Origin of the sequence: Vibrio sp. 1CM24A (genome assembly GCF_023161725.1) — a bacterium.
GTDB lineage: Bacteria > Pseudomonadota > Gammaproteobacteria > Enterobacterales > Vibrionaceae > Vibrio > Vibrio coralliirubri.
Genome location: NZ_JALNTS010000007.1, coordinates 367,590 through 389,826 on the forward strand (window position 1 = coordinate 367,590; position 22,237 = coordinate 389,826).

General features: G+C 45.8%; 20 protein-coding genes. 15 read left to right on the forward strand and 5 right to left on the reverse strand.

The features are described 5' to 3' along the window. Positions 1-4: 4 nt before the first annotated feature. From MSG38_RS17485 to MSG38_RS17540, 12 genes are all read left to right on the forward strand, one after another. A complete protein-coding gene (locus MSG38_RS17485; RefSeq protein WP_017063367.1) occupies positions 5-505 on the forward strand; it encodes an OmpH family outer membrane protein in 501 nt (166 codons plus the stop codon). 5 nt (positions 506-510) lie between these two features. Next, positions 511-1,542, forward strand: coding sequence for a UDP-3-O-(3-hydroxymyristoyl)glucosamine N-acyltransferase (gene lpxD, locus MSG38_RS17490; RefSeq protein WP_048606667.1), 1,032 nt, complete (start codon positions 511-513; stop codon positions 1,540-1,542). 93 nt (positions 1,543-1,635) lie between these two features. After that, complete coding sequence (fabZ, locus tag MSG38_RS17495) at positions 1,636-2,088, forward strand: 3-hydroxyacyl-ACP dehydratase FabZ (RefSeq protein WP_009847408.1); 453 nt, start codon at positions 1,636-1,638, stop codon at positions 2,086-2,088. A gap of 1 nt (position 2,089) precedes the next feature. After that, positions 2,090-2,878, forward strand: coding sequence for an acyl-ACP--UDP-N-acetylglucosamine O-acyltransferase (lpxA, locus tag MSG38_RS17500; RefSeq protein WP_050644950.1), 789 nt, complete (start codon positions 2,090-2,092; stop codon positions 2,876-2,878). 129 nt (positions 2,879-3,007) lie between these two features. After that, positions 3,008-4,204, forward strand: coding sequence for a lipid-A-disaccharide synthase (gene lpxB, locus MSG38_RS17505; protein WP_248402301.1), 1,197 nt, complete (start codon positions 3,008-3,010; stop codon positions 4,202-4,204). Positions 4,205-4,237: 33 nt separating this feature from the next. Then, entirely contained in the window at positions 4,238-4,858 is a 621-nt protein-coding gene (gene rnhB / locus MSG38_RS17510; RefSeq protein ID WP_048606660.1) for a ribonuclease HII, read from the forward strand. 113 nt (positions 4,859-4,971) lie between these two features. After that, positions 4,972-8,451, forward strand: coding sequence for a DNA polymerase III subunit alpha (gene dnaE, locus MSG38_RS17515; RefSeq protein WP_248402302.1), 3,480 nt, complete (start codon positions 4,972-4,974; stop codon positions 8,449-8,451). Between the two features lie 45 nt (positions 8,452-8,496). Next, a complete protein-coding gene (accA, locus tag MSG38_RS17520; protein WP_008224015.1) occupies positions 8,497-9,456 on the forward strand; it encodes an acetyl-CoA carboxylase carboxyl transferase subunit alpha in 960 nt (319 codons plus the stop codon). A 124-nt stretch (positions 9,457-9,580) separates the two neighbouring features. Further along, complete coding sequence (tilS, locus tag MSG38_RS17525; protein ID WP_248402303.1) at positions 9,581-10,921, forward strand: tRNA lysidine(34) synthetase TilS; 1,341 nt, start codon at positions 9,581-9,583, stop codon at positions 10,919-10,921. 58 nt (positions 10,922-10,979) lie between these two features. Further along, positions 10,980-11,291, forward strand: coding sequence for a cytochrome c (locus tag MSG38_RS17530; RefSeq protein ID WP_050052709.1), 312 nt, complete (start codon positions 10,980-10,982; stop codon positions 11,289-11,291). Between the two features lie 130 nt (positions 11,292-11,421). Then, complete coding sequence (gene glnB, locus MSG38_RS17535) at positions 11,422-11,760, forward strand: nitrogen regulatory protein P-II (RefSeq protein WP_017063373.1); 339 nt, start codon at positions 11,422-11,424, stop codon at positions 11,758-11,760. A 61-nt stretch (positions 11,761-11,821) separates the two neighbouring features. Next, complete coding sequence (locus MSG38_RS17540) at positions 11,822-12,664, forward strand: endonuclease/exonuclease/phosphatase family protein (RefSeq protein ID WP_048612211.1); 843 nt, start codon at positions 11,822-11,824, stop codon at positions 12,662-12,664. Positions 12,665-12,770: 106 nt separating this feature from the next. On the opposite strand, the gene MSG38_RS17545 is transcribed toward MSG38_RS17540, so the two are convergent. The 3 genes from MSG38_RS17545 to gloB form a co-directional block, all read right to left on the reverse strand. Then, positions 12,771-13,457, reverse strand: coding sequence for a YIP1 family protein (locus tag MSG38_RS17545; RefSeq protein WP_017060727.1), 687 nt, complete (start codon positions 13,455-13,457; stop codon positions 12,771-12,773). Next, complete coding sequence (locus MSG38_RS17550) at positions 13,454-15,028, reverse strand: LysM peptidoglycan-binding domain-containing protein (protein ID WP_048616166.1); 1,575 nt, start codon at positions 15,026-15,028, stop codon at positions 13,454-13,456. Before MSG38_RS17550 ends, MSG38_RS17545 begins: the two co-directional genes overlap by 4 nt. 70 nt (positions 15,029-15,098) lie before the next feature. Further along, entirely contained in the window at positions 15,099-15,857 is a 759-nt protein-coding gene (gene gloB / locus MSG38_RS17555) for a hydroxyacylglutathione hydrolase (protein WP_017060725.1), read from the reverse strand. A 53-nt stretch (positions 15,858-15,910) separates the two neighbouring features. Between gloB and MSG38_RS17560 the strand changes: the two genes are divergently transcribed. Beyond that, positions 15,911-16,693 (forward strand): class I SAM-dependent methyltransferase, encoded by a 783-nt coding sequence (locus MSG38_RS17560; protein WP_017060724.1) that lies wholly within the window; start codon positions 15,911-15,913, stop codon positions 16,691-16,693. A 78-nt stretch (positions 16,694-16,771) separates the two neighbouring features. On the opposite strand, the gene rnhA is transcribed toward MSG38_RS17560, so the two are convergent. Beyond that, positions 16,772-17,236, reverse strand: a complete 465-nt coding sequence (gene rnhA, locus MSG38_RS17565) for a ribonuclease HI (RefSeq protein ID WP_017069372.1) — start codon at positions 17,234-17,236, stop codon at positions 16,772-16,774. Between the two features lie 56 nt (positions 17,237-17,292). Between rnhA and dnaQ the strand changes: the two genes are divergently transcribed. Beyond that, positions 17,293-18,060 carry a DNA polymerase III subunit epsilon gene (gene dnaQ, locus MSG38_RS17570; RefSeq protein ID WP_010436546.1) on the forward strand — a complete coding sequence of 256 codons (768 nt, stop codon included), beginning with the start codon at positions 17,293-17,295 and terminating at the stop codon, positions 18,058-18,060. A 9-nt stretch (positions 18,061-18,069) separates the two neighbouring features. Beyond that, positions 18,070-19,317 (forward strand): TIGR03503 family protein, encoded by a 1,248-nt coding sequence (locus MSG38_RS17575; RefSeq protein ID WP_248402304.1) that lies wholly within the window; start codon positions 18,070-18,072, stop codon positions 19,315-19,317. A 128-nt stretch (positions 19,318-19,445) separates the two neighbouring features. Here MSG38_RS17575 and fadE read toward each other — a convergent pair whose 3' ends face one another. Continuing rightward, complete coding sequence (fadE, locus tag MSG38_RS17580) at positions 19,446-21,911, reverse strand: acyl-CoA dehydrogenase FadE (RefSeq protein ID WP_248402305.1); 2,466 nt, start codon at positions 21,909-21,911, stop codon at positions 19,446-19,448. Positions 21,912-22,237 lie beyond the last annotated feature (326 nt).

Sequence of the window (22,237 nt, forward strand, 5' to 3'; positions counted from 1 at the left end):
AAATATGATTAAAGCAGCAGGTTTAGGCCTTGTAGTTCTTAGCTCTTCTTTCTTTGCAACAGCTGCTGAAGCTGCGCAAAAAGTGGGTTATGTAAACACTGCACAAGTATTCCAGGCTCTACCTCAGCGTGAAGTTGTTCTTCAAAAAATGCAGGAAGAGTTCAAAGATAAAGCAGCTGAGCTACAGAGCATTCAAGCTGAAGCGAAAACAAAGATTGAAAAGCTTAAGCGTGATGGCGAGCTACTAGGTCCTGAGGAAGTTGAGAAGCTTCGTATCGAAGTAGGCCAACTGGACAGCAAGTACAAAATCAAAGCTCAAGCACTAGAAAAAGCAAGTCAACGTCGTGAAGCACAAGAGAAGCAGAAGCTGTTCAAAGTGATTCAAGATGCTGTAACTAAAGTTGCAGAGAAAGAAGGCTACGACATGATCGTTGATATTCAAGCTTTACAATACGGTAAGCCTGAATACAACATCTCTGAGCAAGTAATTAAATCACTGAAATAAGTTTTATGAAGAACCTGACTTTAGCCGAATTGGCAACGATTACTGGGGGAGAGCTACACGGAGACGGTACGATTACCGTCTCAGCAGTCGCTCCTATGGATAAAGCGCAAGAAGGTAACATTACGTTCCTTTCTAACGTGAAGTACAGCAAGCACCTAGGTGACTGTAAAGCATCCGCTATTATGGTTAAAGAGAGTGAACGCGAACTGTGTAAGACCAACGTTATTGTGGTTAGTGACCCTTACGTTGCTTTTGCTAAGGTTGCTCAAGCGCTTGATACTACTCCTGCTCCCGCAGCGGCTATTGCTGATTCTGCTTCAATCTCTAGCGATGCAACCATTGGACAAAATGTGTCTATTGGCGCGAACGCTGTGATTGAGTCTGGTGTGGTACTTAGTGATGATGTGATCATCGGTGCTGGTTGCTTTATTGGTAAAAATGCAAAAATTGGCGCAGGCACTAAGCTGTGGGCTAACGTAAGTGTTTACCATGAAGTGGTGATTGGAGAAGCGTGTCTGATCCAATCAAGTACTGTTATTGGCTCTGATGGCTTTGGTTATGCGAACGAGAAAGGCGAATGGGTTAAGATCCCGCAAGTCGGCTCTGTTCGCATAGGTAACCGCGTAGAAATTGGCGCGTGTACTACCATCGACCGCGGCGCATTAGATGACACAATCATTGAAGACAACGTTATCCTAGATAACCAACTTCAGATTGCTCACAATGTTCACATCGGATATGGTTCAGCTCTTGCAGGTGGTACTATCATTGCAGGCAGCACGACGATAGGTAAGTACTGTATTATTGGTGGTGGTAGTGTGATTAATGGTCACATTGAAATTACTGACGGCGTTACGATTACCGGAATGGGAATGGTAATGCGCAGCATCACTGAGAAAGGTATGTATTCTTCGGGTATCCCTTTACAGCCAAACAAAGATTGGCGTAAAACAGCAACGCGTGTTCATCGTATTGATGAAATGAACAAGCGTTTGAAAACCGTTGAAAAACTTATTGAGAAGAGCGCGGAATCATAATTCCAGCATTTCTAATAAAAGGCTCGCGTACAGCGAGTCTTTTTCGTTTATAATCCTTCTAATTAAATAAAGAATATACATAGGAATACGACTTTGACTACTGAACAGACAACGATGAACATTACTGAAATTCAGGAACTATTACCTCATCGCTACCCATTCTTAATGGTTGATCGTGTGACTAGCTTTGAAAAAGAAAAAACACTGACCGCAATTAAGAATGTTTCTGTTAACGAACCTCAGTTCACAGGCCACTTCCCTCAGCTTCCTGTATTCCCAGGCGTGTTGATCTTAGAAGCAATGGCACAAGCAACAGGCCTTCTAGCATTCAAATCTTTCGGTGCGCCTTCTGGCAACGAGTTGTACTACTTTGCTAGCGTAGATAAAGCTAAATTCCGTAAGCCAGTAGTACCAGGTGACCAACTGGTTATCGAAGTTGAATTCTTAAAAGAGCGTCGTGGCATCGCATCGTTTAACGGTGTTGCTAAGGTTGACGGCGTAGTTGTATGTTCAGCTGAACTTAAATGTGCTCGTAGAGAGTTTTAATATGATTCATGAAACAGCGAAAATTCACCCGGCAGCAGTAATCGAAGGTGATGTAACTATCGGTGCTAACGTGACGGTTGGGCCTTTCACTTACATTGCTGGTAACGTGACAATCGGTGACGACACTGAAGTGATGTCGCACGTTGTGATCAAAGGTCACACAACCATTGGTAAAGAAAACCGTATCTTCCCACACGCTGTTATCGGTGAAGAAAACCAAGATAAGAAATACGGCGGCGAAGACACAACAGTTGTGATCGGTGATCGCAACGTGATCCGTGAAGCGGTTCAAATCCATCGTGGTACGGTTCAAGACAAAGCAACCACAGTGATTGGTGATGACAACTTACTTTGTGTTAATGCTCATGTAGCGCACGACGTTATTGTTGGTAACCACACTCACATTGGTAACAACGCTATTCTTGGCGGTCACGTAACGGTTGGCGACTACGCTGGTGTTATGGCACTTTCTGCGATTCACCCGTTCTGTTCGATTGGTGCTTACGCTTACATTGGTGGCTGTTCTGCAGTTGTTCAAGATGTACTGCCGTACGTGCTTGCACAGGGTAACCACGCGGCTCCATTCGGTCTTAACCTAGTAGGCTTGAAGCGTAACGGATTTGAGAAACCTGAAATTCGTGCACTACAGAAAGCGTACAAAGAGTTATACCGTTCAGGTAAAACACTTGAAGAAGCGAAAGCAGCTTTAGTTGAAATGGCAAAAGAGTTTACTTCGGTAGCGCCTATGCTTGAAATGCTAGAGAACTCTGAGCGCGGTATTATTCGTTAATACTCGATGTGGTTATGTACCAATCAATGTGAGTATGACAATAATTACTTCATCAGAATGGTATAACAAAAAGATCGCTACTCGTTAGGCGGTCTTTTTTGTTTTAGGCAACAAGGGAATTGAAAAACTATGGCACAGCAAGAAGCAGCAACCAATAGCTCGGACTTCGTTTCGAATGAACCATTGCGCGTAGGCATTGTTGTCGGCGAACTGTCTGGCGATACGCTTGGTGAAGGCTTTATCAAAGCGATCAAATCACAATACCCGAATGCTGAGTTCGTTGGCATTGGCGGGCCGAAAATGAAAGCCCTGGGTTGTGAGTCTCTTTTCGAGATGGAAGAGCTGGCCGTTATGGGCTTAGTTGAAGTACTTGGCCGTTTACCTCGCTTGTTAAAAGTAAAAGCAGAGCTGGTTAAGTATTTCACTCAAAATCCACCCGATGTTTTTGTCGGTATCGACGCGCCCGATTTTAATCTAAGGCTTGAGTTAGACCTTAAGAACGCTGGAATCAAAACGGTACATTACGTGAGCCCTTCAGTATGGGCTTGGCGTCCAAAGCGTATCTTTAAAATCGACAAAGCAACCGACTTGGTATTGGCTTTCTTGCCGTTCGAAAAAGCGTTCTACGATAAATATAACGTTGCCTGTGAGTTTGTTGGTCACACGTTGGCAGACGCGATTCCTTTAGAGCCTAGTAAACAAGATGCTCGAGAGCTGTTAGGTCTTGATCAAGGCAAGCAGTGGTTAGCCGTATTGCCAGGCAGTCGTGGTGGTGAGATGGGTTTGATTGCTCAGCCATTTATCGAAACTTGCCAACGTATCAAGCAGAAGTATCCGGATATCAATTTTGTTGTTGCGCTCGTTAACGAGCAGCGTAAAAAGCAGTTTACTGAAATCTGGCAATCGACCGCACCTGAGCTTGAATTCACGTTAGTCGAAGATACGGCAACCAACGTGATTACCGCTGCTGATTCTGTGCTTTTGGCTTCAGGTACCGTGGCTCTTGAATGTATGTTGCTTAAACGCCCTATGGTGGTTGGCTACAAAGTAAATAAGCTGACGGGTTACATTGTTAAGAAGTTGGCGATCACTGAGTTTGTGTCACTGCCGAATATTTTGGCTGGTGAAGAGATCGTGAAAGAGCATATTCTTGAAGAGTGCCACCCAGACTTTTTGTTCCCGTCTGTCGATAAGATGCTATCAACCGATAACAGTGCCTTGATCGAACGCTTTACCGAGATGCATCACTGGATCCGTAAAGACGCAGACAAACAAGCCGCTAACGCAGTATTGAAATTGATTGACCGACCTTTTGTTGAAGCATAAAGCGCTTACTTACAGAACATTAAGAGATTAGTTATGGCAGTAAAAGAGAAAAAAGAGCTTCCTCCATTTGAATACCCGCAAGGTTATCAGCTGTTTGCTGGCGTGGATGAAGTAGGACGCGGACCTTTGGTTGGCGACGTGGTGACTGCTGCGGTTATCCTCGATCCAAACAACCCAATCGAAGGCTTGAACGACTCAAAGAAATTATCTGAGAAAAAGCGTCTTGCGCTGCTTCCAGAAATCAAAGAGAAAGCTTTAGCTTGGTCTGTCGGTCGTTGTTCTCCACAAGAAATTGATGAGTTGAATATTCTGCAAGCGACGATGGTAGCTATGCAGCGAGCTATCGCAGGTTTGAGCGTTCAACCTGATATGGCGTTGATAGATGGAAACCGAGTCCCAGAACTGCCGATGGATGGTCTTGCGATTGTGAAGGGTGACTTGCGAGTGGCTGAAATCAGCGCGGCGTCTATTATCGCTAAAGTCGTTCGTGACCAAGAGATGGAAGAGCTTGATAAACTTCATCCAGAGTTTGGTTTTGCTAAGCATAAAGGTTACCCGACCAAAGCGCATTTCGAAGCGATTGAAAAACATGGTGTAACCGAGCATTACCGCAAGAGCTTTAAGCCAGTAAAACGCATACTTGGCATAGACTAGAGCTTTACGTTAACTAGAGCTTGGCATCGAATAAAGTTGCTAACTTGTATTAGAAAAAAATAGAATACACACAGTTGTAATCCTAGGCTCAAACCTAGAACTCAGGAAAAATAATGTCAGATCCAAAATTTGTTCACCTACGCGTACACAGTGACTTTTCCATGGTGGATGGCCTATCCAAGGTGCCACCATTAGTTAAAAAAGTCGCTGAAATGGGTATGCCTGCTCTAGCATTGACCGACTTTACCAACCTGTGTGGTTTGGTGAAGTTTTACGGTACTGCCCATGGGTGTGGGGTTAAACCTATTATTGGTGCTGACTTCTTGATGCAGTCTCCGGAGTTCGGTGACGAGTTGACCAAGCTCACCGTTATCGCAACGGACAACAAAGGTTATAACAACCTAACGCTACTTATCTCGAAAGCTTACCTTCGTGGTCATGTTCAACATCAGCCTGTTATTGATAAAGAGTGGCTAATTGAGAATGCAGAAGGCCTGATCATTCTATCGGGCGCCAAAGAAGGTGAGATTGGTAAGGCGTTACTGAAAGGTAACCGTGATTTGGTTGCAAGCAGCGTCGAGTTTTACAAAACGTACTTCGCCGATCGTTTTTACTTGGAACTGATTCGTACCGGACGACCAGATGAAGAATCATACTTACACTTTGCGTTAGAGCTTGCTGAACAGGAAGACTTGCCTGTTGTCGCAACCAACGAAGTGGTTTTCCTAACTGAAGACCTGTTTGATGCTCATGAAATCCGCGTGGCGATCCATGATGGTTTCACTATGGTCGATCCTCGTCGCCCTAAGAACTACAGCGCGCAGCAATACTTACGTAGTGAAGAAGAGATGTGTGAGCTGTTCTCAGACATTCCAGAAGCGCTAGAGAACAGTGTTGAGATTGCCAAGCGTTGTAACGTGACCGTTCGTTTAGGGGAATACTTCCTGCCTAACTTCCCTACAGAAGGTTTGGCGATTGAAGACTTCTTGATCAAGAAATCTGAAGAAGGTCTTGAACGACGTTTGGCGTTCCTGTTCCCTGACGAAAAAGTTCGCGCTGAGCGCAGACCTGAATACGATGAGCGACTCAAGATCGAGCTCGAAGTTGTCAATAACATGGGTTTCCCAGGTTACTTCTTGATCGTAATGGAGTTCATCCAATGGTCAAAAGACAACGATGTACCAGTAGGTCCAGGGCGTGGTTCTGGTGCCGGTTCTTTGGTGGCTTACGCGCTTGATATCACCGACCTTGACCCGCTTGAATACGATCTCCTTTTCGAACGTTTCTTGAACCCAGAACGTGTCTCCATGCCCGATTTCGATATCGACTTCTGTATGGATAAGCGTGACCAAGTTATTGATCACGTGGCTGAAATGTACGGTCGTGATGCCGTTTCTCAGATCATCACCTTTGGTACCATGGCGGCAAAAGCGGTAATCCGCGATGTAGGCCGTGTACTGGGTCACCCGTTTGGTTTCGTCGATCGAATTTCAAAGCTTGTGCCGCCCGATCCGGGTATGACGCTAGAGAAAGCATTCCTTGCTGAACCTGCATTGCCAGAGCTTTACGATGGCGATGAAGAAGTTCGTGAGCTGATTGATAAGTGTCGCATCCTTGAAGGTTGTACGCGAAACGCCGGTAAACACGCGGGTGGTGTTGTTATCTCACCCACCACGATCACCGATTTTGCGCCAATCTATGCCGATGCAGAAGGTAACTTCCCAGTAACGCAATTCGATAAGAATGACGTTGAAACCGCTGGTTTGGTTAAGTTCGACTTCTTGGGTCTGCGTACCCTGACCATCATCGACTGGGCGTTAGGCCTCGTCAACCCTCGCCTGAAGAAAGAGGGTAAAGAGCCGGTTCGTATCGAGTCGATTCCTCTTGATGACCAAGCATCGTTCAACCTATTACAAAATTCTGAAACCACCGCGGTATTCCAGCTGGAATCGCGTGGTATGAAAGACCTGATCAAACGTCTACAACCGGACTGTTTTGAAGATATTATCGCATTGGTAGCCTTGTTCCGTCCGGGTCCTTTGCAATCAGGCATGGTAGATAACTTTATCGACCGTAAGCACGGCCGAGAAGCGGTTTCTTACCCTGATGAAACGTGGCAGCACGAATCGCTTAAAGAGACACTAGAACCTACGTACGGCATCATTCTGTATCAAGAACAGGTAATGCAAATCGCACAGATCCTTGCTGGCTATACGCTTGGCGGAGCGGATATGTTGCGTCGCGCGATGGGTAAGAAAAAGCCAGAAGAGATGGCAAAGCAGCGTGGTACCTTTAAAGAGGGTGCTGAAACCAATGGTGTTGATGGCGAGCTGGCCATGAAGATCTTTGACTTGGTAGAGAAATTTGCGGGCTACGGCTTTAACAAATCTCACTCGGCCGCATACGCACTGGTTTCTTATCAAACGCTATGGCTGAAAACGCACTACCCAGCGGAATTTATGGCTGCGGTAATGACGGCGGATATGGATAACACCGAGAAAGTTATCGGCCTTGTTGATGAATGTTTCCGTATGAAGCTCAAGCTTTTACCACCAGATATCAACTCGGGTCTGTACCGCTTTAACGTGGATGAAGATGGCGCGATTGTTTATGGCATCGGTGCGATCAAAGGGGTCGGTGAAGGCCCTATTGAAGCGATCATCGAAGCGCGAAACAAAGGCGGTTACTTTAAAGACTTATTCGACTTCTGTGCACGCCTTGATCTGAAAAAGGTCAACAAACGTGTTATCGAAAAGTTGATTCTATCCGGAGCCTTAGATAGATTAGGTCCTCACCGAGCGGCGATGATGGCATCTTTGAAAGATGCGGTGAAGGCGGCGAGCCAACATCACCATGCCGAGTCTTTTGGTCAATCTGATATGTTTGGTGTGTTGACCGATGCTCCAGAAGAGGTTGAGCACAAGTATACCCAAGTGCCTAAATGGCCTGAGAAGGTTTGGCTTGAGGGTGAACGTGAAACGCTTGGTTTGTATTTAACGGGTCACCCGGTTAACGCTTACATCAAAGAGTTAGCGAAATACACCAGCTGTCGTTTGAAAGATGCCACGCCAACGCGTCGTGACCAATCACTAACAATTGCGGGCTTGGTGATTGCTGCGAGAGTGATGACGACGAAGCGCGGTACGCGAATCGGTTTGATGACACTTGATGACCGTTCGGGCCGAATGGAAGTGATGTTGTTCTCGGATGCGCTCGACCGCTACGCAGAATTGCTCGAAAAAGACAAAATTGTGGTCGTTTCCGGACAGGTCAGCTTTGATGATTTCAATGGCGGGCTTAAAATGTCCGCGCGCGAGGTCATGGACTTAGGAAGCGCCCGTGAGAAATATGCTCGTGGGGTGTCGATATCTATCGACCAATCCCAAATTAACGGTCAATTTTTTGAACGCTTTAGTCAAATCTTAGAACCTTATAGAGCCGGAACGGTCCCAGTCAATGTATACTACCAGCGTGCCGACGCTAGAGCGCGGTTAACATTGGGCACAGAATGGCGCGTGACGCCAAGTGATACATTACTAGACGAATTAAAACAGCTGCTTGGAAATAGCCAAGTAGAACTCGAATTTAACTAAAATTTAGCTTCGCGAATGCGGAGCTGAATCAACAAGGATTCATAGATGAGCCTGAACTTTCTAGAATTTGAAAAGCCTATCGCTGAACTTGAAGCAAAAATCGAAGCGCTACGTGACGTTTCGCGTCACGGTGGTGACACAGCGGTAGATCTAGACAAAGAAATCGAACAACTAGAGAAAAAAAGCTTAGAGCTTAAACAGAAAATCTTTAGTGACTTAGGTGCATGGCAGGTAGCTCAACTTGCTCGTCACCCTCAACGTCCTTACACCAAAGATTACCTGGAGCATGCATTCACAGAGTTTGAAGAGATGGCGGGCGATCGCGCTTACGCTGACGACAAAGCGATTGTGGGTGGTATGGCTCGTCTAAATGGCCGTCCTGTTATGGTTATTGGTCACCAGAAAGGTCGTGAGACTAAAGAGAAAGTGATCCGTAACTTTGGTATGCCAAAGCCTGAAGGTTACCGTAAGGCGCTACGTCTAATGGAAACTGCTGAGCGTTTCAACATGCCTATCATCACTTTCATCGACACAGCGGGCGCATACCCAGGTGTTGGTGCTGAAGAGCGTGGTCAATCTGAAGCTATCGCTAAAAACCTAAAAGTGATGGCTGGCCTTTCAGTTCCTGTTATCTGTAACGTTGTGGGTGAAGGCGGTTCTGGTGGTGCACTAGCGATTGGTGTTGGTGACTACGTGAACATGCTTCAGTACTCTACGTACTCAGTAATCTCTCCAGAAGGTTGTGCTTCAATCCTATGGCGCGATTCAGATAAAGCACCACAAGCTGCTGAAGCGATGGGCCTGATTGCTCCTCGTCTTAAAGAGCTTGAGCTTATCGACGAAATCATTCCTGAGCCTCTAGGTGGCGCGCACCGCGACCCTGTACAAACGGCTCAGAACATGAAAGACATGTTAGTTAAACAGCTAGAAGAGCTAGAGCAGTTTGATAACGAAACGCTGCTTGAGCGTCGTTACCAGCGTCTAATGAGCTACGGCTACTGCTGATAACTTGCCTTAGCGATAAGGCTAGCTATACGAACAAATGATGAAAGGGTTGGACTCAGTGCCAACCCTTTTTTATTATTAAAATATTATCCCTTCACACACGACCTCTTGGTTTATTAGCCTCATGACACACTTAATTGATACCTTCACATCTGTACTTGATCAAAGCGCGCTTAAGCCTTGTCGGTTGATCGTCGCTTTCAGTGGTGGTGTCGATTCTCGAGTTTTGTTGGAGCTGGCTGCGCAATACGCTAAGTCCCATCGCATTGAGTGCTCCGCAGTACATGTTCATCATGGCTTAAGCAACAATGCTGATTATTGGGCAGAGCAGTGCCAAACATGGTGTGATGCTTTGTCGGTATCCTTGTTTATTGAACGAGTCTCGCTAGATATTAGCCGTGGAGAAAGCGTTGAAAAGCTGGCTCGAGACGAGCGATACCAAGCCTTTAAAAAGCATATTAGACAAGGTGATGTATTAGTTACAGGTCAACACATCGATGACCAAGTAGAGACTTTCTTGTTAGCGTTAAAACGGGGCAGTGGTCCGAAAGGGCTCTCTTCAATGGCGAAAGTGATGCCATTTTCAGGTGCTCATATCGTTCGCCCACTGCTGTCGGTGACGAGAACGGATATTGAAGGGGCGGCGCGCGATATGGCTTTAACTTGGGTAGAAGATGAGAGTAATCAAGACGTTCGCTTTGACCGCAATTTTATTCGTCATCAAGTCACTCCGACACTGACCGAGCGTTGGCCTAGTTTCCGAGAGTCGGTCAGTCGCAGCGCTCAGCTATGTGCAGAGCAAGAGTTACTGTTGGATGAGTTGCTTGAGTCTCACTTACAGCAAGCTTTAGGTGGCAATCAAAGTCAAAGCATAAGTATAGAAGCACTATCTCAGCACTCTGATTTACTGCGTGCACGTATATTAAGAATGTGGCTGAGCTGCTGTAATCAACCGATGCCGAGCCAAAAGCAGCTCAAACTTATATGGGATGAGGTGGCATGCGCTCAGGCTGACGCCAATCCTAAGCTGGTGTTGAATGAGGTTGAGGTTAGACGTTTTAATCATCAGCTCTATGTCGTCAAAGAGACCAAAGACTTATCGAACTGGCAAAGCGATATCTCGATGGAAGAGAGCTTAGTTCTGCCTGATGGTTTAGGGGAACTACACTTAACTTCAGCGGCGAGTGATGGTGTATCTAACCACTGTGATGCGCAACGTTTTAGTCTCAACACAACGAGAGGAACACTGCGAGTGATCTTTAACCCTGAGGGATTGTCAGCACACCCTGTTGGGCGCGGTCATAGCAGGAAGCTGAAGAAGTTGTTTCAAGAGTACCAAGTACCCAGTTGGTTAAGACGCAGAACGCCGATACTAATGGATGGCGATCGAGTGATCGCTGTTTTAGGCTTATTCGTAGATAAAAACTACGAAGGTCAAGATTGTGAAGCGCTTTGGAGCAAGTAGAAAAAGTTTGTGTCACAATTCACCGTCACTTTAATAAAAATAATTAATGGAATATGCAATGAAGAAAATTACACTAGGATTAGTTCTTGGATTTGGACTATTGAGTGGTAACGTACTGGCGGCTGATGTTGCTGCGGGTCAAGCTAAAGCAGCAATCTGTGCGGCATGTCATGGTGCAGACGGTATCGCAGTGATCCCTGGCTATCCAAACCTTAAAGGTCAAAACGAGCAATACATCGCTTCATCAATTAAGGCCTATAAGAACGGCCAGCGCACCGGCGGTTTGGCCGCTGTAATGCAGGCTCAAGCTTCAATGCTGAGTGATGAAGACATCGCGAATCTAGCCGCTTACTACGCAAGCCTTAAGTAAAACCTTCTCAAAGCGCTGATTAAACAAGATGATAAATTTCGAGCCAGAGCTTTAAAGCTCTGGCTTTTTTCATTGAATGTTTACTATAGCTAACCGATAATGAGCCATTCGCACAGTTTAAGGGATGAACATGAAAAAGATTGAAGCCATTATCAAGCCATTCAAACTTGATGATGTACGTGAAGCACTTGCAGAAGTGGGCATTACGGGTATGACAGTATCTGAAGTTAAAGGCTTTGGACGTCAAAAAGGTCATACTGAGCTATACCGCGGCGCAGAGTACATGGTCGACTTTTTACCTAAAGTGAAACTAGAAATCGTTGTGACCGACGAAGTGGCTGACCAATGTGTTGATACCATCATCGAGACGGCTCAAACAGGTAAAATTGGTGACGGTAAGATCTTCATTACTGAAGTTGAACGTGTGGTACGTATTCGTACTGGCGAAGAAGACGAAGACGCCGTATAAAAAAACTATTACCCTAAAAGGAGCGTTTATCGCTCCTTTTTCATTTCTGGTAGGGTGTTGTATGTTTAAGAAAACCATCATTGTTATCACGCTATTGATAACGCTTGCTGTCGTTAGTTTTCATTTTATCTTCGTGATCCCGAATAAACCCAACCTGATCACTTCCTCTCAAAGTACCAGTAACGACATCTACAGCTGCTACCAAAACTCTGCACCGAAAGCGATTGATGTGTCTGATGGCTTAGACATTACGGTGTGGAATATCTATAAACAAAACCGAAATAATTGGCAGAGTGAGTTAAATAAGCTGTCGGCAGGTAGCGATTTAGTCTTGCTGCAAGAAGCGAGTATGACAGAAGGACTTCGCCAATGGGTAACGAGCGGCCAGTGGGGAAGCACTCGTGTGAATGCGTTTGAGGCCTTTGAGCAAAGTGCAGGGGTACTCAACCTAGCAACTCATTTGCCGATTGAAGCTTGTGCTTATACTCATGAAGAACCTTGGCTTCAATTGCCTAAATCCGCGCTTTGGTCGCGTTACCAACTAAGCAATGGCGAAGAGTTGGCTGTGATTAATATCCATGCCGTGAACTTTACCTTTGGTACGGAAGATTATGAAGCTCAGCTCAAGAGCTTAACTGACAATCTGCAAAAATATCGTGGGCCTGTTATTTTTGCTGGGGATTTTAATAGCTGGAGTGAAGCTCGCTTTGCTGTATTGAAAGATGCGTTGGAGAAGGTTGGTTTGACGGAAGTTGCCTTTGAGCCAGATAACAGAACTCAGTTCATAACAGGACTGGTGCTCGACCACGTGTTCTATCGAGGGCTAGAGGTAGAAAAAGCAAAAGCGCCCATTACGGACGCTTCTGATCATAACCCTATGCGAGTGACCTTTAAGGCTAAATAGTGATTAGCGATTCGTCATTGGAACTTAACCATTCGCACGGTGGTTACCTTGGGAAATCTAACGGAACAATAGGCTAGAGAGTTTTCGCTAGCCTTATCTCTTCAACTTAAAAGATTAAAATGTAGAGCGCCCAGATTAGGTAGTATCCAACCCATGGTAAGCCTGAAATCACAAGCGCTTGCCCGCGTTCAAACTCAGTCCACGTCAATACCGCGGCATAACCTAGCACGATGTACCATGGCAGAAGCAGTGGTAATGAGCTAGCAAACTGTGACCAATCATTAGTTAGCGGTAACTTGATCAAGCCATTTAAGCTGTTCAAGTCTGCAGCGTAGTTCATCACATGTCCATGCTTGAGTATCAGGCTTGCGTAGCTTGCTACATCACCTAAAACAGCTGGGAATATAACAACCGATGCCGCTGCAAACCATCGCCAAAAGCTGTGTTGGTGTTGGCTTGGCTTGGTTGCTAGGTTAAACCAGAATGCCAATAGAACAATGGTTAATGTTCGGCCAAATACGTCGCTGATGATCTCACTCGCGAGTAAGGTATTGCTGTCAAGTAACGCCAGTTGGTCAGGGTTCGTTTGAGCCAGTTGCTGCGATAGCTCTGCACTTAACCATGCAAAATCTACATTCGAAAAATAAGCACCCCAAAATAAAAATGGGCTGAGCATTAATACGACGTAGGGTTGCCATCCCCAAGCACTTCGCTGATAAAGCGCTAAGAAACAAGCTGTTGGCGAACGGAATATATCCAACAGCATGACGAGTGGGTTACTTGACGGGTTCATACACTTACCTTAGTTACATCAACATACAGCTTCAGTTTTTGTCCTGGCTGTAGGTATTTCTTGTTCTGCAAAGTGTTCCATTTTACAACATCTGCACTTTTTACTTTGAACTTTGATGCAATACCGCTGACTGTGTCACCTGATCTTACGTTATAAAAGATCGTACGGATGATGGCGCCGTCTGAGCCATTTTTCCAAATGACCAGTTCTTGACCAACTCTAAGCGTGTCGCGTGGCCCCATACCATTCCACTTAGCCAGTGATTGGTGAGAGACCTTATTTGCGCGTGCAATCGTCCATAGGCTGTCACCACTTCTTACAGTATGGCTAAGCTTATATTGACCACGACTCTTCGACTGTGTGCTTGCTAGGCGATTTGAAGCGCTTAGGGCGTATGTCTTGTCGTCTTTGGTTGACGTTGGGATAAGTAAGTGCTGGCCAATACGAATATTGTTGTTGCTCAAACCGTTCGCAGAGCGGATCACTTTGCTGGTGGTGTTATATTTGCTTGCCAGTACGCTAATGCTGTCACCAGATTGAACCTTGTAACGCACCAACTTCATGCCTTTGCCTTTATTGGCAGCGACTTCTTTGTTGAATCTTTCAACTGAGTCTAAAGGAAGTAATAGTTGTTGGTGTTTCTCTGGTGCTGTAGCCCATTGGTTGTAAGCCGGGTTGTAACCTTGAAGTTCTTTGACAGGAATGCCTGCGTAGTTCGCAGCAATGGCTAAATCAAGCTGTTCTTCAGGGTTAACCAGAGTCAGCACTGGCTTGTTCGGGATCGCCGGAATATCGATGCCATACTTTTCTTGGTTGGCAATGACATCAGCTAGAGCAAGCAGTTTAGGTACATAGCTGCTGGTCTCTTTTGGTAAATCTAGCGAGAAGAAATCGATTGGTTTACCCAACTTTTTGTTCTTACGGATTGCGCTGTTTACTCGACCACCGCCACTGTTATAGGCAGCAATCGCGTGGTTCCAGTCGCCATCGAAACGTCGGTTAAGGTCTGATAAAAAATCCAATGCGGCGTCGGTAGAGGCGGCAACATCACGGCGGCCGTCATACCAAAAGTTTTGTTCAAGCCCGTAGTCTTTGCCTGTGCCTGAAATGAATTGCCATAGACCTGCTGCACTACCATGAGAATAGGCAAACGCATCGAAAGAACTTTCTACAACGGGCAATAGGGCCAGTTCTAGTGGTAAGCCTTTTTCTTCAATCTTAGTGGTGATCAGATATAGGAAAGGTTCGGCACGCTTTGATACGGTTTTTAGATGACTCGGGTGCTTGAGGTACCAAGTTCGGTAGTAGTCGACCTTCTTTTGGTCTGGCACTTCCATTTCAAGTTGCATCGCAATGCGTTTCCAAACATCTTCTTGTGTTTGTGGAGTAACGACAGGTGCTTCAACTTTTTGATCTTCTTTGGCTGTTGCTTCTGATGAAACGTTCGCTTGAGAAACTTCTTTAGTAGGAGATGTGTTGGTTTGCTCGGAAGCTTGGTCTGGATTCTCTGACTGAGTTAATTGGCAACCAGAAAGTAGTAATACCAAAGCCCAGCTGTACTTAACTCGCATGTTACAGCCTTTTTAATTAACGGCCGATGATAATACTTGCCACCCCCTATGAGTGACAAGTCTGTATTTGTTAAAATTCGTTCTTCCACGCACGTAAAGCGGTGAATACCGATAAAGGATCGGTCTGCTCGGTGCGATTAGACACTGATTTCACTACACTTGGCTCGGTATAGCGCAGGAAGGGGTTCACAAACTTCTCTTGTCTCAAATTTGTGGGGATGGTCGACTTATTTTGAGCACGAAGTCGGTTCACTTGGTCGCGATATTGCTGCAAATGTTGGTTATCAGGCTCAACGGCTAATGCGAAAGCGATATTGGCTGCAGTGTACTCATGTGCACAATAAACTTCGGTTTCTTGAGGTAGCGCCGTGATTTTATTCAGTGCATCGAACATCTGTTGTGGTGTGCCTTCCATGATTCGGCCACAACCCGCAGAGAACAGCACATCACCACAAAACAGTTTGGCATCGCCCACATAACCAATATGACCCGCGGTGTGGCCACTGAGTCCTAGGACGAGAAATACTTCGCCAAACAGTTCTAATTGATCACCATCATCGACCGGATGAGTTAAGGTAGGGATAGGTTCATTCCTTGGACCCACAACATCCACGCCGGGAAATTGTCTAACGAGTTCTGGAACGCCACCAATGTGATCGTGGTGGTGGTGTGTAATCAAGATTGCATCTAAAGTTAGCTCATGGTGTGCCAAGTACTCTAATACTGGAGCCGCATCACCAGGGTCGACGACAGCACAACGGCGATCGCTATTTTGAATCAGCCAGATGTAATTGTCGTTAAATGCAGGTATGCTTTTGATATGTAACATTATTGGTTCTCCAGTCACTTTTAGTGCGACAGAATAAGTGAGACAGATTATTGATGAAGCCAGCACGTAGCAGAAAGAAGTTTGAACGTCCTTACACTTGGGCGCAATTGCACAATGGGGACTGGTTGAGAGAATCTATTCAAACTCGACTCGATGAGTGGTGCCCAAAGCTATTTGGTTACCATATGCTCAAGCTCGGTGGCCTCAGTAGTGAGATTTCTAGCTGCACATGCAACATTCAACATCAAGTAAACCTAGATATCCAGAACCCATTACATAATGTGATAGCGGATGGCTATAATTTACCCTTTTTGGAGAAAAGCTTTGATGTTGTAGTACTGAGTCATCAGCTAGATTATAGCAATGACCCGCATCGATTATTGAGAGAAGTCGATCGAGTGATGATGGACGATGGCTATATCATTATCACTGGCTTCAACCCAATCAGTGTCACTGGGCTTGCCAGTTTGATGCCTTGGCGAAAGAACAGCTTACCCTGGAGTGGCCGCATGTACACGCCAAGTCGAATTAAAGACTGGTTAGGTGTACTTAACTATGAAGTAATTCATTGTGACACCTACGCGCTGTTTCCGATGAGTAAGTATCAAGCGATGTGGACGTGGTTGGAGAACAGTTTAGGTGGTTGTGCATCCTTCGCCGGAAGCCAATACTTTATTGTTGCTCGTAAGCGTACTTACCCGCTAAAACCCATCAAACCACATTGGCACCTTAAGCGACGTTTCTCGCCTGTTGGGGCAAGTTTTAGAACCAATACGCGTCGTACAATGGATTCAGCCAAAGCGTCATATCCGCTAAAAACAGAAAAAGCCGACTAGTTGTCGGCTTTTCATCTATCAATTCGATTGAGAAATTATAAATCGCTTTCTGAAATGTGCGTCTAATTTAAAAAGCGGTTAGCTTGGTTGATAGCCCGTATCTTCTTGAGTCGGATTCTCCGCTGCGTTTCTCGCTAAATCATCACACATTTCGTTTTCTCTGTGTCCTGCGTGTCCTTTTACCCAGCGCCAATCAACGCTATGGCGAGCGGTTTCTTTATCGAGCCTTTGCCACAGATCGGCATTTTTAACCGGTTTCTTGTCGGCTGTTTTCCAGTCACGCTTTTTCCAGTTATGAATCCACTGTGTGATGCCTTGACGCACGTATTGGCTATCTGTGGTCAGAATCACAGAGCAAGGCTCTTTGAGGGCTTGGAGAGCAACGACAGCGGCGAGCATTTCCATGCGGTTATTGGTTGTTAGCGTGAAGCCTTCTGCTAGCGTCTTCTCGACTTTCTTGTAGCGAAGTACGATGCCATAGCCACCGGGACCAGGGTTGCCTAAACAAGAACCATCAGTGAAAATTTCAACTTGTTTCGTCATGATTTGATACTATTACCTCAAGCACATTATCGGCATAGTCTGACACAGTTATCCTTATGAATACCAGTAGCACTCCAGAACAAAGCACGAACGAAAAAAACAGTTCGAACGAAAATAAGCGCATTGTTGTACTCGATACCGAAACCACCGGTATGAATACAGAAGGTGGCCCTCACTATATGGGTCACCGCATCGTTGAAATTGGTGCAGTCGAGATTATCAACCGTAGGCTGACCGGGCGTCATTTCCACGTCTACATCAAGCCTGATCGTGCGATTCAAGAAGAGGCGATTGGCGTTCACGGTATTACCGATGAATTCTTGATTGATAAGCCTGAATACCAAGACATACATAAAGAGTTTCTCGACTTTATCAAAGGTGCTGAGCTGGTGGCTCATAACGCGCCCTTCGATACGGGCTTTATGGACTATGAGTTTGAGAAGCTCAACCCTGCGATAGGTAAAACGGATGACTACTGTAAAGTTACCGATACCTTGGCAATGGCGAAGAAGATATTCCCGGGTAAAAGAAACAACCTAGATATCTTATGTGACCGTTATGGTATTGATAACTCGCACCGTACTCTCCACGGCGCATTGCTCGATGCGGAGATCCTAGCTGACGTCTACTTATTGATGACGGGTGGTCAAACTTCGCTGCAATTTAACGCTGGTCAACAGGAAGGCGAAGCCGAAAGCATACGAAGAGTAGAAAGTGGTCGAAAATCCCTAAAGGTTTTACGAGCTACGGCCGATGAAGTAGAAGCGCATCAAAATCGTTTAGACCTCGTCGAGAAAAGCGGAAGCTGCCTTTGGCGTCAGTAGGGAGAAAGTATGTTAAGGGTATTGGCTACCGGTTACTTATTGCTGTTAAGCTTTAGCTTACATGCGGCAACGGAATCCGTAATGAGTTTATTGGACAACCGTTTTCGCGTTGATCCCAGTATTGAACAAGTCACTTTTGTGATTTATCGAGCCGATAACTCTAAGCCTGTCGTTTTGGTTCGTCCTGACGGCAAGAAATACTACTCTTGGCGCAATGCTGATAATGTCCGTTGGTACGAAGAGTCGTCCATGGACATTATCTCTATCGACAATCCGATGCCTGGCCCTTGGCAAGCGGTCGGTAAAGTTTCCCCTAAGAACAACATCAAGCTCCTGTCTCATCTAGTTTTAGATGCTAATGAGTTCCCAGATAAGTTGTATCAAACAGAACGCATCAAATTTACCGCTCGACTGACTTCTGATGGCAAGCCGCTGGTGCTGCGCGATTTTCTCGATCGCGTGAAGCTTAAGGTCACCTTTATTAAGTTTGTTGAAAACGAAGAGTCTTTGGTGAGAGAAGCGCGCCCGGTGCCGGTTGTGATGGGCGAGTTTGCCGATGATGGCGTTGATCTTGATGAAAAGGCTGGAGATGGTGTGTTCACGGTTTCTTTGCCAATTGATATCGAGCCCGGTAAATACCGAGCGCGTATTACCTCTGGTAATGGTGTGTTCCTGCGAGCGCAAGAGCAAGAAGTCTTGGTTTACCCAACACCGATCACTAGCACCTTCATTCAATCACGAAAAGAGGGTTTACCTCATACGATTGTGGTGTCTGGTGAGCAGGGGATGATCGCACCGAGCTCGTTAGCGGTTCATGTTGAGCACAAGGCTCCTGATGAATATGTGATGTACAAGCAGGGGCAAGCTGAAGTCGACGCAATGAAAGTCGCTCTTGAGGTGCCTTATAATGGCGATTTGGGGATTTATAATTGGTCAGGGATGGTTTACGCCACTGATGCTTCAAGTCAGCGCCCGCTGATCTTTCCTATTACCGAGCAGTCGTACAGCGTTGTTGAAGATATCGACTTAGCAGAGTCACGACGCCTTCAAGAAGAAGCACTTGCTGAACAGAAGCGTATCGCAACAGAGTTGATGATCCTTCAAAAACGTGAAGATGACAGACAGCGCAGTATGATCATTATTGCGGTGGGTAATGTGGTCGCGATTCTATTGGGCTTATTGATTTGGTTTGTGGCTCGTAAGGTTAAGGCGAAGAAAAAAGCGTTACCTGAGATGCAGCTCAAGGCGCCGAAGTAACTCGCTTAGATGATTAGATTGTCTAGAGAGAATAAGCCGCTAGATAAAGAATTGGAATTTGTGGCAACGAAATCATGAACAAAAAAACGGGACTCATAGGAGTCCCGTTTTTGTTTCTTTTTCTGGTCTTAAGCGACGTTATCAATCGATTGGTCTGGGTATTGAGACTTTGCTGCAAGCTCCTCTGGTGAGAAGTCATCCACGTTAATCGTGTACAGTCTATGTTCCTCAGCGCTAATCAGAAGATTTGCTTCGTCTTGCGTTAAGATACCTTTCTCAAGTCCCAACTGAGCAACAAGATCAAGTCGTAAGAAGGCACGTTTTTGATGTGTCTCTTTGCAGACTTTGTCGAACAGAGGTTCAGCTTGAAGAATCACTTCTAGCGCTTTTTCAATCTTACCTACTGGGTTGTATTCCGTCGCTTCTAGGTATTGGCCGCGACCTATACGAGAACGTGTTTCGCTTGGTGTTTGTAGAATGTGCGCGACTTTGCTATCCAGTTTGTCGTTTGGTGCTCGACGGATACGACCAAATGGCATTAGCACAACACGAAGCAGACGACCAATCACAGGGTTAGGGAAGTTCGCTAAGAACTCATCAATCGCCACTTCAGTCTGACGTAAGCTATCTTGCATACCCCAATGCACTAGCGGTAGATCCTCAGCGTGGCTGCCTTCGCTTTCAAAGCGTTTCAATGTTGCTGAACCTAGGTAAAGTTGACTCAGGATATCACCCAGTCTTGCTGATAAACGTTCTCTACGCTTCAGGGAGCCGCCTAGAACAGCCATTGAGATATCAGACAGTAGCGCTAGGTTTGCACTGTAGCGGTTTAGTTGTTGGTAATAACGTTGTGTCTGTTTATCTGTTTTATTTGAAGGTGTTGGCGCATCAGAACCACGACCATCGGTTAAACCAAACCACAAGCTGCGGACTAGGTTACTCATCGTAAAGCTAACGTGTCCTGCTAACGCTGAATCAAACTTATCAAGCGCATCGCTGCTTTCAGAATAAGCCGCTTCCATTTCGTTAAGTACGTAAGGGTGACAGCGAATCGCACCTTGACCATAGATGATCATTGAACGAGTCAGGATATTTGCGCCTTCAACCGTAATCGCAATAGGTGAGCCTTGGTAGCCACGAGCTAGGAAGTTCGATGGACCTAAACAAATGCCTTTACCACCGACGATATCCATCGCATCAATGATGCTGCGTTGGCCACGGTGAGTACAGTGGTACTTAACGATTGCAGAGATAACCGAAGGCTTTTCGCCAAGGTCGATACCTGCGACGGTTAGGTTACTTGCAGCGTCCATTACATAAGCGTTACCTGCCAGGCGTGCAAGTGGCTCTTCAACCCCTTCCATACGACCAATTGGTTGTTTGAACTGACGGCGGATACGAGCGTAAGCGCCAGTTGCAAGCGCGGCAGACTTAATGCCACCAGTTGAGTTTGAAGGCAGTGTGATACCACGACCAACCGACAGACACTCAACCAGCATACGCCAGCCTTGACCGGCCATTTTCTGACCACCAATGATGAAATCGATAGGCACGAAGATATCGTCGCCTTGCGTCGGGCCATTTTGGAAAGGTACGTTTAGTGGGAAGTGGCGGTTGCCAATCTCTACGCCTTTTAAATCCGTTGGGATAAGCGCACAAGTGATACCAAGATCTTTTTGGTCACCAAGCAGACCATCCGGGTCACGCAATTTAAAAGCCAAGCCTAAAACGGTCGCGACAGGCGCGAGAGTGATGTAACGCTTGTTCCAAGTTAGGCGCATACCTAGTACTTCTTCGCCTTGCCAGTCGCCTTTACAAACCACACCGTAATCTGGGATTGAACCTGCATCTGAACCGGCTTCTGGGCTAGTCAGAGCAAAACAAGGGATCTCTTTACCTTCCGCTAGGCGAGGCAGGTAGTGGTTTCTTTGTGCTTCGGTACCGTAGTGCTGTAATAGCTCACCAGGGCCTAACGAGTTAGGTACGCCAACGGTCGATGACAATACACTAGAAACGCCCGTTAGCTTTTGTAGAACCAAAGATTGAGCGTAAGCTGAGAACTCTAAGCCGCCGTATTTTTTCTTGATGATCATGGCGAAGAATTTATGGTCTTTCAGGTATTGCCATACTTCTGGTGGCAAATCAGCAAGCTCATGTGTCACTTGGTAATCATTGACCATTTCACACACGGTATTTACTGGACCATCTAAAAACGCTTGCTCAGCTTCAGACAGTTTCGGGTCAGCAATGTTCTGAAGCTTCTTCCATTCAGGTTTACCTTTGAACAGCTCTGCTTCCCACCATACTGTGCCAGCTTCTAGTGCTTCTTTTTCTGTCTGAGACATTGCTGGTAGAACTTTCTTAAATAAAGAGAGTGCTTTTTGGCTGATCAGTGTCTGACGTATGGTCGGTACAGCAAAGATCGCAACGGCTAATAGATAGCAAAGCCAGCCAGTAACAGCCACGCCGCCAAACAGTGTTAATGCTACCATTGCGCCGGTTAATACAACTAAGGCACGTACCAGACTAACTCTATGGTAAAGACAGACGCCTAAGATGGCGGTCATGCCGAGTAGGGAGAGCAATATGTTCATGATCGATTTCCTTTTCAGAGATCACTTATTGTTATTAAGCTTTAGGTAAGAGGTCTAACCAGTCAAGTGTAAACAAAATATTAAATATTTGTAAAACTCCAAAGTGAATAAAAAGTGATCTCAATAGAGTTAAAGTTCTAATTGTGAGAGGTTGGTGGCGAATATTTGGACGGATCGGCAGTGAGACCCTAATAAAGGTGGCAATCTTTGGGCTTAAGTGTCGACACTATTTCATGTTTGTGGGTAAACTCAGGTAAAAGAGGGGAAAACCCTCAGCTCTCATTTCACGTACTTTAAGTTGCGTAAAAAAATATAAGAGATAAGCC

Coding starts and splice junctions, on each gene's coding strand:
- fadE (WP_248402305.1), bottom strand. CDS start 21,911: ATGAACATATTGCTCTCCCTACTCGGCATGACCGCCATCTTAGGCGTC.
- rnhA (WP_017069372.1), bottom strand. CDS start 17,236: ATGACGAAACAAGTTGAAATTTTCACTGATGGTTCTTGTTTAGGCAAC.
- MSG38_RS17530 (WP_050052709.1), top strand. CDS start 10,980: ATGAAGAAAATTACACTAGGATTAGTTCTTGGATTTGGACTATTGAGT.
- dnaQ (WP_010436546.1), top strand. CDS start 17,293: ATGAATACCAGTAGCACTCCAGAACAAAGCACGAACGAAAAAAACAGT.
- MSG38_RS17545 (WP_017060727.1), bottom strand. CDS start 13,457: ATGAACCCGTCAAGTAACCCACTCGTCATGCTGTTGGATATATTCCGT.
- tilS (WP_248402303.1), top strand. CDS start 9,581: ATGACACACTTAATTGATACCTTCACATCTGTACTTGATCAAAGCGCG.
- rnhB (WP_048606660.1), top strand. CDS start 4,238: ATGGCAGTAAAAGAGAAAAAAGAGCTTCCTCCATTTGAATACCCGCAA.
- MSG38_RS17485 (WP_017063367.1), top strand. CDS start 5: ATGATTAAAGCAGCAGGTTTAGGCCTTGTAGTTCTTAGCTCTTCTTTC.
- MSG38_RS17575 (WP_248402304.1), top strand. CDS start 18,070: ATGTTAAGGGTATTGGCTACCGGTTACTTATTGCTGTTAAGCTTTAGC.
- glnB (WP_017063373.1), top strand. CDS start 11,422: ATGAAAAAGATTGAAGCCATTATCAAGCCATTCAAACTTGATGATGTA.
- MSG38_RS17540 (WP_048612211.1), top strand. CDS start 11,822: ATGTTTAAGAAAACCATCATTGTTATCACGCTATTGATAACGCTTGCT.
- lpxD (WP_048606667.1), top strand. CDS start 511: ATGAAGAACCTGACTTTAGCCGAATTGGCAACGATTACTGGGGGAGAG.
- MSG38_RS17550 (WP_048616166.1), bottom strand. CDS start 15,028: ATGCGAGTTAAGTACAGCTGGGCTTTGGTATTACTACTTTCTGGTTGC.
- MSG38_RS17560 (WP_017060724.1), top strand. CDS start 15,911: ATGAAGCCAGCACGTAGCAGAAAGAAGTTTGAACGTCCTTACACTTGG.
- dnaE (WP_248402302.1), top strand. CDS start 4,972: ATGTCAGATCCAAAATTTGTTCACCTACGCGTACACAGTGACTTTTCC.
- lpxB (WP_248402301.1), top strand. CDS start 3,008: ATGGCACAGCAAGAAGCAGCAACCAATAGCTCGGACTTCGTTTCGAAT.
- gloB (WP_017060725.1), bottom strand. CDS start 15,857: ATGTTACATATCAAAAGCATACCTGCATTTAACGACAATTACATCTGG.
- accA (WP_008224015.1), top strand. CDS start 8,497: ATGAGCCTGAACTTTCTAGAATTTGAAAAGCCTATCGCTGAACTTGAA.
- lpxA (WP_050644950.1), top strand. CDS start 2,090: ATGATTCATGAAACAGCGAAAATTCACCCGGCAGCAGTAATCGAAGGT.